Here is a 12,795-nt window from a genome sequence, read left to right as displayed (position 1 = left end):
GTTATGGGTCCGGCCTTCGCCGGGACGACGATGTGGCGAGGTCCTGCCTTACCTCTTCCGTCGCGCCTGCTTGCGCCAGTCGGCGACGAATGACACGAACGCAGCCAGCGCGGGCGGCGGCTGACGGCGGCTCGGATAATAGAGGAACGGTCCGTCGAACGGCGGGCACCAGTCGTCGAGCACGCTGACCAGCGCGCCGGACTTCACGCCGTAGCGGACATAGCCCTCGAACGTCGCCCAGTAGCCGACGCCGTCATGAACCGCACGCAGCGCGAGGCCGAGATGGGTCGCGGTCAGCCTGGCCGGCGGCGAAATCTTCACCACGCGGCCGTTCTTCTCGAACTCCCAATCGAACATCACGCCGTTGCTGAAGCGGCTGCGGATGCAGGGGTGCGCCAGCAGATCTTTCGGATGCATCGGCCGGCCGTGCTTTGCGACATACTCACTGGACGCCACGATCGCGTAACGTTGCGGCGCGCCGAGCGGAACCGCGACCATGTCCTGTGCCAGGTGCTCGCCGTAACGCACGCCGGCGTCAAAGCCCAGCGCGACGATGTCGACGAACGCGCTCTCCGCGACGACGTCGAGCTCGACCCGCGGATATCTGGCGAGGAACGGCGCGATCATCGGCGCCAGCACGAGATCGACCGCGGGCGGCGGCGCGTTGATGCGCAACCGCCCCGACGGCTCGGCACGCAAGCCGCGCACCTCCGTGATCGCATCGGCAACATTGACCATGGCCGGCGCGACGCGGGCGAGCAGCAGTTCGCCGGCCTCCGTCAGTGCGACGCTGCGCGTGGTGCGGTTCATCAGGCGGACGCCGAGCCGCTCCTCCATGTCGCGCAGGCGCTGGCTGAGGCTGGAGACCGAGACGCGCTGCTCGAGCGCCGCACGCCGGAAATTGCGCGTGCGCGCCACCGCCACGAAGGCGTCGAGGTCGCGAAGGTCGAAATCCTGCATTGTTCGATATAGTGAACAAGCCATTCGCGATTGTCCAGCTTATCGGCGAAAGCTGGCCGGCCCATATCAGCTCGGCATTTGGCGACGGATTTTCCGCCGCAAACGTTCGAGGAACATCCACATGGACACACGCAAACTCGGCTCAACCGGGCCCACCGTCTCGGCCCTCGGCCTCGGCTGCATGGGCATGTCCGAGGTCTATGGCCCGGCCGATCGCGGCGAGAGCATCGCCACGGTGCATGCGGCGCTCGATGCCGGCATCACGCTGCTGGATACCGGCGACTTCTACGCCATGGGCCACAACGAGATGCTGGTGCAGGAAGCCCTGAAGGACGTCGCGCGCGACCGGCTGCAGATCAGCGTCAAGTTCGGCGCGCTGCGCGGCCCCGCGGGTGAATTCGCCGGAATGGACACCCGGCCGGCCGCGACGAAGAATTTTCTCGCCTATTCGCTGCAACGTCTCGGCACCGACTACATCGACATCTATCGCCCGGCACGTCTCGATCCCAACGTTCCGATCGAGGAGACGATCGGCGGCATCGCCGATCTGGTGAAGTCCGGCTACATCAGACATATCGGCCTGTCTGAGGTCGGCTCCGACACCATCCGCCGTGCTCATGCCGTGCATCCGATCGTCGATCTCCAGATCGAATACTCGCTGATCGAGCGTGGCATCGAGCGCGATATCCTGACGACCTGCCGCGAGCTTGGCATCGGCATCACAGCCTACGGCGTGCTGGCGCGCGGACTGATCAGCGGCCACTGGTCGAAGGAGTCCGGCAAGATCGGCAGGGACTACCGGCTGATGACGCCGCGCTTCCAGGGCGCGAACCTCGATGCCAATCTCGCGCTGGTCGAGCAGTTGCGCGCCATTGCCGCCGAGATCAGGGCGACGCCGGCGCAGGTCGCAATCGCCTGGGTCGCGGCACAGGGCAAGGAGATCGTGCCGCTGGTCGGCGCCCGCACCCGCAACCGTCTCACCGAAGCGCTCGGCGCGACCAAGCTGACGCTGACGCAAGCTCATCTCGCGGCGCTGGCGAAAGCCTTCCCGCCGGATATCGCTGCCGGCACGCGCTATGCGGCCGAGCAGATGGCGCATCTCGACAGCGAGAAGCCGGCCAGCAGATAACGGCGGCAATCAGGTGCGATGGGCGCCGAGGTCAGTGACGACAGGCCCATCGCCATTGAGCGGGTTCTGCGGATCGCGCGCGTAGCGCAGGGTTTCGAACCGCATCGCGCGCGCATCCACCATCAGAAGGCGGCCGACCAGGCCCTCGCCGAAGCCGACGATCTCGCGGATCGCCTCCAGCGCCATCATCGACCCCAGGACGCCGGCGAGCGCGCCCATCACGCCCGCCTCGGCGCAGGCCGGCACCGTGCCCGGCGGCGGCGCCTCGGGAAACAGGCAGCGATAGGTCGGGTTGAATTCGCCCTCCGCATTCTTCTCATGCGCGCGGATCGTGGTCAGCGAACCGTCGAACTGGCCCAGTGCGGCCGTGATCAGCGGCCGCTTCGCGAGGAAGCAGGCATCGGCGACGAGATAGCGGGTCTCGAAATTGTCGGAGCCGTCGAGCACGAGGTCGTAGTTCGCGATCAGCGCCATCGCATTGTCGGCGGTGAGCCGCATCGGATGCGCCTCGAACGTCACATGCGGATTGAGTGCATGGATCTGCGCCGCCGCGCTGTCGACCTTGCGCTTGCCGATGTCAGACGTCGCATGGATGATCTGGCGCTGCAAATTGGAGAGCGAGACGATATCGTCATCGATCACGCCGAGCCGGCCGACACCTGCGGCAGCCAGATACATCAGCACCGGCGCGCCGAGGCCGCCGGCGCCGATCACCAGCACCGACGCTTCTTTCAGTGCATTCTGGCCGGGGCCGCCCACCTCGCGCAGCACGATATGGCGGGCATAGCGTTCAAGTTCGTCGGCACTCAGCATTGCGGTGTCCTGCGCGCTGTTCCCTGAACCGGAGCGCGGTTGTTGCCGACCAAGCAGATGTGCTTAATTGCCTGGACGTCAATGGTGTCAGTCATTCCCCCCGGATTTGTCATGAGATCGGTGCTTTCGGCAACATTGATGGCCGCTTCCATGGGCATGGCGCAGGCCCAGATGACGCCGCCCTTGACGGCGGGGGCGAAGCCGAAAACCGTGGCGACGGTGCCGATACGCCCCGGGCTGCAGAAGCCGGAGGATACCGCTGGCGCGATGGCGCAGGCCGAGCGGCTGGCGCTGCAATCCGACCTCGCCTGGGTCGGCGAATATAACGGCGCCATTACCGGCGACGTCAGCGAGCGCATGGTCAATGCGATCAAGGAATTCCAGAAGAAGCGCGGCGGCAAGCCGACCGGGGTGCTGAATCCGCAGGAGCGCGGCGTGCTCGCCGACACGGCGCGGCGGAAGCAGGAAGGTGTCGGCTGGCGGATCGTCACCGAGCCGGCCACCGGGGCGCGGCTCGGCATTCCCACCAAGCTGGTGCCGCAGCTCACCAGCGATGCCGCCGGGGCCAAATGGACCTCGCCGACCGGCACCGTCCAGGTGCTGCTGACCCGGCGCAAGGAAGCCAGCCCGACCACCGCAAAGCTTGCCGAGCAGGAAAAGAAGGAACCGGCCGGCCGCACCATCGACTACACCGTGGTGAAGCCGGATTTCTTCGTGCTGTCGGGCATGCAGGGGCTGAAGAAGTTCTATTTGCGCGGTACCTTGAAGGGTGACGAGGTCCGCATCCTCACCATCCTCTATGACCAGGCGATGCAGACCACGGTCGAGCCGGTGGTGATCGCGATGTCGAGCGCCTTCAACGCATTTCCGTCCGCCGTGCAGGCCGGTCCGCCGCCGCGCAAGACCGTCGAATATGCCAGCGGCGTCGTGGTCAGCGATGACGGTGCCATCGTGACCGATCGCGTGGCGACCGACGACTGCATCGCGCTGACGATCCCGGGCTACGGCAATGCCGATCGAGTCGCCGACGATAAGGATCACGACCTCGCGCTGCTGCGCATCTATGGCGCGCGCGGGCTGAAGCCACTCAATATCGCAGGCCAGGCGACGCAGACCGCGCTCGACATCACCGGGATCGCCGATCCGCAGAACCAGGGCGGCGGCGCGGCCGCGAGCAGCGTGAAGGCTTCGGTCGCACAGATCGGCAGCGGCGATCAGGCGCTGTCACCGGCGCCGGCGCTCGGGTTCTCCGGCGCGGCGGCGCTCGACGGCGGCGGCAGGTTTGCCGGCATCGCGACGCTGAAACCCGTCACCGTTGCAGGCCCCGCAAACGCGGCGCCGCCGGCGCAAGCCGCGCTGGTGCCGGCCGACACGGTGCGCAGCTTTCTGAAAGCGCATGGCGTCACCGCGTCGGGCGACTCGGCGGACGCCAAGGCCGCCGTGGTCCGCGTGATCTGCGTCAGGAAGTAGAGTTACCTCGCCCCGCTTGCGGGGAGAGGTCGGATTGCATCGCCAGATGCAATCCGGGTGAGGGGGTACAGGTCCATCAATGGACACCACCTCATGGAGAGAGCCCCTCATCCCACCCTCTCCCCGCAAGAGCGGGGCGAGGGAGCCTAACCACCTCACCTCACCTCACCTCAACGCAAAGCGCACCCCGGCGCGGGCGAGACCGCCGGCAATGCCGACCGGCGTGCCGTCGGCGCGCCAGCAGGCTGCGCCCGACATCGTGCCGTCAGCGTGAAACTGGATCGCGTTCATGCCGCCGGCCACCGTCGGCACGACCTGCACCTTGTGGCCCTTGGCTGAAAGTGCGGCGCGGACAGCCTCCGGCACCGCCTGCTCGACCTCCAGCGCATTGCCCTCGGTCCAGACCCGCGGCGCCTCGACCGCCTCCTGCAGGCTCATGCCGTGGTCGATCAAATTGATCAGCGCCTGCATCGCGCTCGGGAAGATGCGCTTGCCGCCGGGCAGGCCGAGCGCGTAAGCGAGCTTGCCGTCGCGCAGCGCCATCATCGGCGACATCGAGGTGGTGACGCGCTTGCCGGCGGCCAGCGACAGCGCGTGCCCCGGCCGCGGATCGAACAGGTTCATGTAGTTGTTCGGCACGGTGCCGAGTCCGGGGATCAGGATCTTGGCGCCGAACAGATTGTTGATGGTCTGGGTGGTCGCGACCACATTGCCCATCGCATCCGCCGCGGTCATGTGCGTGGTGTGCGCGCTTTCGAGCTGGGTGACGCCGGCGCTCCAGGCTTGTGCAGCGGCGGGATCGATCGCGCGGCGGCGCTCCTCGGCATAGGCCTTCGAGGTCAGCCGTTCCACCGGCACGTTGATATAGGCGGGATCGCCGCTCGCGGCCGCGCGGTCGGCAAAGGCGATCTTCAGCACCTCGGCAAGATAATGGATCGTCTCGGTCGTGCCGAAGCCGAGCCGCGCGATGTCATAGCCTTCGAGGATGTTGAGCATCTGCGTGATATGCACGCCCGATGCCGCGGGCGGCGGAGGCCCGAGGATTTCCCAGCCGCGGTAGTCGCAGCGGATCGGCTGCCGCTCGACCGTCTTGTAGGTCGCGAGATCCTCCTGCGCGATGAAGCCGCCGCTCTTTTTCATGTAGTCGACCAGGATGTCGCCAAGCGGCCCCTGGTAGAGCGCGTTGTCGCCATGATCGGCGATGTATTTCAGCGTCTCGGCATATTCCGCCTGCACCACGCGCTCGCCGGGCTTCAGCGGCGTGCCATCAGGCAGATAGATCGCCGAGATCGGCTTGTCCTTCAGCATCTCCTCGGCGCCGTCGGTGATGCATTCATGCAAATAGGGCGTCGCCGCATAGCCGCGCGCGGCGTGCTTGATCGCGGGCTGCATCACATCGGCAAGGCTCATGGTGCCGAAGCGGCGCAGCGTTTCGCACCAGGCTTTCAGCGAGCCCGGCACCGCGACCGCTTTCGGCCCGTTCAAATTCTCATTGCCGACGGTGTCGAACACGTCGTGCGCCGATCCTGGCTTCGAAGTGTAGGTATCCGGCCGCACCGCGTTCGGCACCGTGCTCTGGCCGTCGATGAAGCGATGGCTGCCGTCGGCGAGACGAATATGCGCCATGCCGCCGCCGATGATGCCGACCATCATCGGCTCGACCACGGTCAGCGTGAACAAGGTGGCGATCGCCGCATCGATCGCATTGCCGCCGGCAGCCAACATCTCGGCGCCCGCGCTCGATGCCAGCGGATGATTGCTCACCACCATGCCGCGGCTGCTGGTGGCCGGTTGCTTCTCGCATTGAAAACTTGTCGCGGCGCGGTCGCGCCAGGCGCCACTCATCGACATGCCGTTCATCGCCATTGTGTTCTCGTTCTTGATGGAGCGATGGGCCATGTTCGCCAACCCTTTATGCGCGGTCAAGACACGGCGTTTTTCCTCACGGCGGTATTCGCAAATAAGGTCACCGCTTCGCGCGATCGCGCAGCCAGGTCTCGCGCGCGACCTTCCATTTCTCCGCTCTGGATTCGCCATTGTGGTGCGGAAGCTCGACGAAGCCGACGAATTCGGCCCCGGTCTTCTGCTTGACCCGGCGCGAGGCGGCGTTGGACGGCGCGTTGCAGACATGGAAGTGATCGAGGCCGAGCGTCAGGAAGGCGAAATCGTTCACCGCAGCGATCGCCTCCGTCATGAGGCCCTGATTCCAGTACGGCTCAGCGAGCCAGAACCCGCGATTGCCCTTGCGCCCATCGGCACGCGGCCGGAAATTGATGTTGCCGATCGCCTCGCCGTCGCCGGCACGCAACACCAGCACCCATTGATAGCTTTCCTCGCCGGCCGCGATCTTGTCGAACTCGCGCCTGACAAAGCTATCCGCGCCGTCGCCCGGATAAGGCCACGGCACCACCGTGGCGAGAGTCTTGATCACGTTCCAATTGTTGAAGTGACGCTGGATCGCCGCGGCATCCGACAGCGCGAGCGGCCGCAGGATCAGGCGCTGCGTCTCGATGCGCGGGGTCTCGAACATGTTACTTCTGACACTTCGGGCACCAGAACGTCGAACGGCCGTTCTGGGTGAAGCGCCTGACAATACCTTCGCAGCCCGACGTACGGCACGCCTCGCCCTCGCGGTCGTAGACCTGGAACGAATGCTGGAAATAGCCGAGATCGCCATTGGTCAATCGATGGTCGCTGATCGAGGAGCCGCCGGCCTTGATCGCCTGGTTGAGCACCGAATGGATCGCGTCGACCAGCCGCCTGGCGTGGTCGGTCGGCTCGCCCCCGGCAACGCCCTTGCGTTGTCCGGACTTGGTCGCGAGCGTCGCGGCCAATCGCCGCGGCGACAGATGCGAACGAAACAGCGCCTCGCAGACATAGATGTTGCCAAGTCCCGCCACCACGCGCTGATCGAGCAGCGCGGCCTTCAGGCTGGTCTTCTTGTTGTGACAGGAGCGTGCCAGCATCGCCGCGTCGAACTCGTTGCCGAGCGGCTCGGGGCCGAGCCCTTTCAGGAGCGGTTCATCCTCGATCGCGTTGCGCGCGATGATCTTCATATAGCCGAAGCGCCGCGGATCGTTGAAGACGACGGCCGCGCCCGACGACATGTGGAACACGACGTGATCATGCGCGCGATCGTCACTGCGCGGATGGTGGAATTGCCCCGGCGTCGCCGCGCCTTCCTGCTTCAGCACGCGGAACGAGCCCGACATGCCCAGGTGCATCAGCAGCACGTCGCCGGAGTTCAGGTCGGCCATCAGATATTTGGCACGGCGGCCGAGCCCGGTGATGGTCCGGCCCTCGAGCCGGGCGATAAAGTCTTTTTGAAACGGAAACCGCAAATCCTTGCGGCGGGCCTCGGCCTTGAGGATCCTGGACCCCTCCATGGCCGGCTGCAGGCCGCGGCGGACGGTCTCGACTTCGGGTAATTCCGGCATAGCAGGCATTCACCTTTTGGAAGTGACGTGATAGCGCCATTGCGGCCGCCGCGCTATGGTTTGGCTGGAGCGTTTTTCGAGCGAAGCCCGTCCGCACTTGATGGGGGATGGCTACCGGTTCGCGTAAAGAAAACGCAACCAAAAGGGTAAGAGTATGAGTTGATGGATCGGCCGGATCAAACCACCCATTTCGGCTTCAGGGACGTCCCCCTGGGCGAGAAGCAGACGCTGGTGAACGACGTGTTTCACAGCGTGGCGTCCCGCTACGACCTGATGAACGACCTGATGTCGGCAGGCCTGCACCGGGCCTGGAAGGACGTCATGATCACGACGCTCGATCCGCCGAAGGGCGACCGGCCGTTCGCGCTGCTCGACGTCGCCGGCGGCACCGGCGACATCGCGTTCCGGGCCGCCAAGACCGCGGGCGCGGGCTTTCATGCCACGGTCTGCGACATCAATGCCGATATGCTCGCCGTCGGCCGCGAGCGCGCCGCAAGGCAGCACCTCGATGACCGCGTATCGTTCGTCGAGGGCAATGCCGAGACGCTGGGCTTCGCCGACCGCGCGTTCGACGCCTACACCATCGCGTTCGGCATCCGCAACGTGCCGCAGATCGACCTTGCACTGCGCGAGGCCTATCGCGTGCTCAAGCCGGGCAGCCGTTTCCTATGCCTGGAATTCTCCACCGTCGACGTGCCCGGCCTCGACAAGATCTACGATCTGTTTTCCTTCAAGGTGATCCCGCCGCTCGGCCGCGCCGTCACCGGTGACGCCGAGTCCTATCAATATCTCGTCGAGTCGATCCGCAAATTCCCGCGGCCGAACGCGTTCGCCGAGATGATCGGCGCCGCCGGCTTTGCCCGCGTGAAGTGGCAGAGCCTCTCCGGCGGCATCGTGGCGCTGCATTCGGGCTGGCGTTTGTGATCTCTGCACTGACCCACATCACGCGCCTCGCCCGCGCCGGTTTCGTGTTTGCGCGCGAGGGCGTGTTCGGCGTCGTCGATCCCGCGCTGGTGCCGCCGCCCGGGCAGCTCGCGCTGAAGCTGGCGCGGCTGATCGAGCGCCGCTCCGCCAAGTCAGGTCCGCGGTTGTCGCGCGCACTGACGCGGCTCGGACCCGCCTATCTCAAGCTCGGGCAATTCCTCGCCACCCGCCCCGACGTGGTCGGCGTGTCGATGGCGCGCGATCTCGAAGCCCTGCAGGACCGGCTGCCGCCGTTCGCGCAGGAAGCGGCCGAAACCGTCATCACGCAATCGCTGGAACGGCCGCTGCCGCAGGCCTTTGTGCATCTGGGCCCTGCGGTTGCCGCGGCCTCGATCGCGCAGGTGCATCGCGGCGAAATCGAGCGCGACGGGGTCCGGCATCAGGTTGCGGTCAAGGTGCTCCGGCCCAATGTCGCCGCGCGCTTCCGCCGCGACCTCAGCGACTTCTTCTTTGTCGCGCACAAGGCCGAGGCGCATTCCGCCGAGGCGCGGCGCTTGCGCCTGATCGAGGTCATCAACACGATGTCGCGCTCGGTCGCGATGGAGATGGACCTGCGGCTCGAGGCGGCCGCGCTGTCCGAGATGGCCGAGAACACCCGCGACGATCCGGACTTCCGCGTCCCCGCGGTGGATTGGGATCGCACCGCGCACAGCGTGCTGACGATGGAGTGGATCGACGGCATCGCGCTGAACGACCACGTCCGGCTGGCGCAGGCCAAAGTCGATTTGCCCGATCTCGGCCGCAAGGTGATCCAGAGCTTCCTGCGTCACGCGCTGCGCGACGGCTTCTTCCATGCCGACATGCATCCCGGCAATTTGTTCCTCGACGAGGCCGGCCGGCTCGTTGCCGTGGATTTCGGCATCATGGGACGGCTCGGGCTGAAGGAGCGGCGCTTCCTGGCCGAGATCCTGCTCGGCTTCATCACCCGCGATTATCGCCGCGTCGCCGAGGTGCATTTCGAGGCCGGCTACGTGCCGGGCCACCATTCAGTGGAGAATTTCGCGCAGGCGATCCGCGCGATCGGCGAACCGATCCACAACCGCACCGCCGAGGAAATCTCGATGGCGAAGCTGCTGACGCTTCTGCTCGAGGTCACCGGCCTGTTCGACATGCAGACGCGCCCCGAGCTGATCCTGCTGCAGAAGACGATGGTGGTGGTCGAGGGCGTGGCGCGCGGCTTCGACCCGAAGCTCGACATCTGGAAGATCGCCGACCCCGTGGTGCGCGAATGGATCACGCAGAATCTCGGCCCGGCTGGCCGCATCCAGGGCGCGCTATCGGGTGCGGGCGAGCTCGGTCGCATCCTCGCCAACCTGCCGTCGATCGCCAACCGCGCCGTGACGGTGCTCGAGCAGCTGGAGACCATGACGCTGGAGGGCCACATGCTGTCGTCGGACTCGATCGACGAAATGGCCCGCGCCGAGGCCCGCAAGGCGCGGGTGCAGACCGTCGGCCTCTGGGTCATTGCGATCGCCTCCATCGCGATCTTTTTCGCCATCCGGGCGCACTGATTGCAATGCATGCACCATGTGATAGCATCGCTATCATATTTGTTTGAGCATGATCGCTCCCGGAAAACCGCTTCGCACTTTTCCGGATCATGCTTTGAGGGCAGCACGCCATGGCCAGCCTGACCATCCGTAAACTCGACGACACGCTGAAGGCCTATCTGCGGCTGCGCTCCGCCAGGAACGGCCGCTCGGTCGAGGAGGAGGTGCGGGTGATCCTCCGGGACCTCGCAGACGGCGGTACGGAGCCCGCCGAGGCGCCCGGCCCAGGTTCCGCGACAGTGGCAGCCCCTGCTCCACGGGCCGCCAGCGTGGCCGGCGAGCCGCGCGTCACCCTGATCATCGGCGGGGGGATTGCGGCCTACAAGGCGCTGGATCTGATCCGGCGGCTCAAGGAACGGCACATCCAGGTCCGCTGCGTGCTGACCAGGGCGGCCCAGCAGTTCGTGACCCCGCTCGCCGCCAGCGCGCTGTCGCATGAGCGCGTCTACACCGACCTGTTCGACGCCGAGAGCGAATTCGATGCCGGCCATATCCGCCTGGCGCGGGACTGCGATCTGATCGTGGTGGCGCCGGCGACCGCCGACCTGATGGCGAAGATGGCGCAGGGCCATGCCGACGACCTCGCCACCGCCACCTTGCTGGCGGCCAACCGGCCGATCCTGCTGGCGCCGGCGATGAACCCGCTGATGTGGAACAATCCGGCCACCCGCCGCAACGTGCTGCAGCTGCGCCGCGACGGCGTCCACACCGTCGGCCCCAATGCGGGCGAGATGGCGGAAGCCGGCGAGGCCGGCGTCGGCCGGATGGCCGAGCCGACCGAGATCGCCGCCGCCGCCGACCGCATGCTGCGCCCGCCGCAGCCACGTCCGCTAGCCGGCAAGCGGGTGCTGATCACCGCGGGCCCGACCCATGAGGCGATCGATCCGGTCCGCTACATCGCCAACCGCTCGTCCGGCAAGCAGGGCTTTGCCATTGCCGCCGCCGCGCGCGCCGCCGGCGCCGAGGTCGTGCTGGTGACCGGCCCGGTCGAGCTCGCCGACCCTCAGGGCATCTCCGTGATGCGCGTCGAGTCCGCGCGCGACATGCTGCACCGGGCCGAGGCGGCGCTGCCGGTCGACGTCGCGATCTTCGCCGCCGCGGTCGCCGACTGGCGGGTCGCCACCGAGGGCAGCCAGAAGCTGAAGAAGACCGCGGCCGGCATGCCGCCGCTGCAGCTGGTCGAGAACCCCGACATCCTCGCGACAATTTCCAAGCTGAAGGAGCAGCGGCCGCCGCTGGTGATCGGCTTCGCCGCCGAGACCGAGCATCTGATCGAGAACGCCAAGGCGAAGTTCGCGCGCAAGGGCTGCGACTGGATCGTCGCCAACGACGTCTCGCCGGCAACCGGGGTGATGGGCGGCGACCGCAACACCGTTCACCTGCTCTCGCGCGAGGGCAAGGACGTCACCGTCGACTCCTGGCCTGTGATGACCAAGGAGGAAGTCGCGACCGCGCTGGTGTCGCGCATCGCAAGAGCGTTTTCGAGCGAAGTGGTCACCGGTTCGCGTCAAGAAAACGCGACCAAACAAAAGGATTAGAGCATGATCCGATTCAATCGGATCATGCTCTAGAGCCGTAGGAACCGCATCGTGAGCGCCACCATCAAGGTCGAAGTCCATCAACTGCCGCATGGCGTCGATCTCCTGCTGCCGATCTATCAGACCGCCGACGCGGCCGGCCTCGACCTGCTTGCGGCGGTGCCGCAGTCGGCGCCGCTGCTGCTGCTGCCCGGCCGCTACGAAATGGTTCCGACCGGACTGACGATCGCGCTGCCGCCGGGCTACGAGGCGCAGGTGCGGCCGCGCTCCGGCCTTGCCGCCAAATACGGCGTCACGGTGCTGAACTCGCCCGGCACAATCGACGCCGACTATCGCGGCGAGATCAACGTGCTGCTGATCAATCACGGCCATGAGGTGTTCTCGATCCGGCGCGGCGAGCGCATCGCGCAGATGGTGATCGCGCCGGTCACCAGGGCCGAGCTGGTTCCGGTCGACGTGCTGTCGGCGACCGGGCGCGGCAGCGGCGGCTTCGGCTCGACCGGACGCTAGTGCGCGACGACTTCACTCGAGCGGCGGCGCCACTTCACCTCGCCCCGCGTGCGGGGAGAGGTCGGAACGCATCGTCAGATGCGTTCCAGGTGAGGGGGAGTCTCCGCGAACGCAGCTATCACCGGATATGCGGAGACGGCCCCTCACCCAACCCTCTCCCCGTAAGAATGGGGAGAGGGAGCCAAGCGCCTTCGCATCGGAGAAGTGTGCGGACGAGCTCGGGAAGATCACGCTTCGTGCGCGCTCTCCGCACCAATACGGAGTCAATTCGCGTAAAATCCGCCCCACCCGGCGGCATTTTTTCACGGGGGATTCTGCGTTCACGGTCTGGACTCTTACTCGCCGAGTCCCGTTGGGACTATTCTGTTTTGATTCGAGCACGACGGGGGGTCTTCGTCGGGCTG

11 protein-coding genes are annotated in these 12,795 nt (G+C 66.4%); 6 read left to right on the top strand and 5 right to left on the bottom strand.

Features of this window, described 5'->3' with window-relative positions:
- Positions 1-48: 48 nt before the first annotated feature.
- The gene (locus tag ACVIHF_RS35740) at positions 49-960 is read right to left on the bottom strand and encodes a LysR family transcriptional regulator (RefSeq protein WP_456794158.1); all 912 of its coding nucleotides are present in this window, start codon (positions 958-960) and stop codon (positions 49-51) included.
- Positions 961-1,081: 121 nt separating this feature from the next.
- Between ACVIHF_RS35740 and ACVIHF_RS35735 the strand changes: the two genes are divergently transcribed.
- Positions 1,082-2,089 carry an aldo/keto reductase gene (locus tag ACVIHF_RS35735; protein ID WP_310880890.1) on the top strand — a complete coding sequence of 336 codons (1,008 nt, stop codon included), beginning with the start codon at positions 1,082-1,084 and terminating at the stop codon, positions 2,087-2,089.
- Positions 2,090-2,098: 9 nt separating this feature from the next.
- On the opposite strand, the gene ACVIHF_RS35730 is transcribed toward ACVIHF_RS35735, so the two are convergent.
- Positions 2,099-2,902 (bottom strand): HesA/MoeB/ThiF family protein, encoded by an 804-nt coding sequence (locus tag ACVIHF_RS35730; protein WP_310880891.1) that lies wholly within the window; start codon positions 2,900-2,902, stop codon positions 2,099-2,101.
- Positions 2,903-3,013: 111 nt separating this feature from the next.
- Here ACVIHF_RS35730 and ACVIHF_RS35725 point away from each other — a divergent pair, with 111 nt between their 5' ends.
- Entirely contained in the window at positions 3,014-4,372 is a 1,359-nt protein-coding gene (locus ACVIHF_RS35725) for a serine protease (RefSeq protein WP_456793355.1), read from the top strand.
- A 165-nt stretch (positions 4,373-4,537) separates the two neighbouring features.
- Here the strand turns inward: ACVIHF_RS35725 and ggt are convergent, their stop codons facing one another.
- From ggt to mutM, 3 genes are all read right to left on the bottom strand, one after another.
- A complete protein-coding gene (gene ggt / locus ACVIHF_RS35720; protein WP_456794157.1) occupies positions 4,538-6,217 on the bottom strand; it encodes a gamma-glutamyltransferase in 1,680 nt (559 codons plus the stop codon).
- A gap of 121 nt (positions 6,218-6,338) precedes the next feature.
- Complete coding sequence (locus tag ACVIHF_RS35715) at positions 6,339-6,902, bottom strand: GNAT family N-acetyltransferase (protein ID WP_456793354.1); 564 nt, start codon at positions 6,900-6,902, stop codon at positions 6,339-6,341.
- Between the two features lies 1 nt (position 6,903).
- Positions 6,904-7,809, bottom strand: a complete 906-nt coding sequence (mutM, locus tag ACVIHF_RS35710) for a bifunctional DNA-formamidopyrimidine glycosylase/DNA-(apurinic or apyrimidinic site) lyase (RefSeq protein WP_456793353.1) — start codon at positions 7,807-7,809, stop codon at positions 6,904-6,906.
- Positions 7,810-7,971: 162 nt separating this feature from the next.
- Between mutM and ubiE the strand changes: the two genes are divergently transcribed.
- The 4 genes from ubiE (at position 7,972) to dut (ending at position 12,391) form a co-directional block, all read left to right on the top strand.
- Positions 7,972-8,733: a bifunctional demethylmenaquinone methyltransferase/2-methoxy-6-polyprenyl-1,4-benzoquinol methylase UbiE gene (gene ubiE, locus ACVIHF_RS35705; protein ID WP_456793352.1), complete on the top strand. Its 762-nt coding sequence runs from the start codon at positions 7,972-7,974 to the stop codon at positions 8,731-8,733.
- Complete coding sequence (gene ubiB, locus ACVIHF_RS35700; RefSeq protein WP_225164120.1) at positions 8,730-10,304, top strand: 2-polyprenylphenol 6-hydroxylase; 1,575 nt, start codon at positions 8,730-8,732, stop codon at positions 10,302-10,304. The genes ubiE and ubiB overlap by 4 nt, the downstream gene beginning before the upstream one ends.
- 110 nt (positions 10,305-10,414) lie before the next feature.
- Complete coding sequence (coaBC, locus tag ACVIHF_RS35695; RefSeq protein ID WP_310880896.1) at positions 10,415-11,881, top strand: bifunctional phosphopantothenoylcysteine decarboxylase/phosphopantothenate--cysteine ligase CoaBC; 1,467 nt, start codon at positions 10,415-10,417, stop codon at positions 11,879-11,881.
- A 51-nt stretch (positions 11,882-11,932) separates the two neighbouring features.
- Positions 11,933-12,391, top strand: a complete 459-nt coding sequence (gene dut, locus ACVIHF_RS35690) for a dUTP diphosphatase (protein ID WP_310880897.1) — start codon at positions 11,933-11,935, stop codon at positions 12,389-12,391.
- Positions 12,392-12,795 lie beyond the last annotated feature (404 nt).

Source organism: Bradyrhizobium sp. USDA 4506, assembly GCF_054058795.1.
Note: the sequence above shows the minus strand (reverse complement) of the source record. Positions and strands in the feature narration are given on the sequence as shown.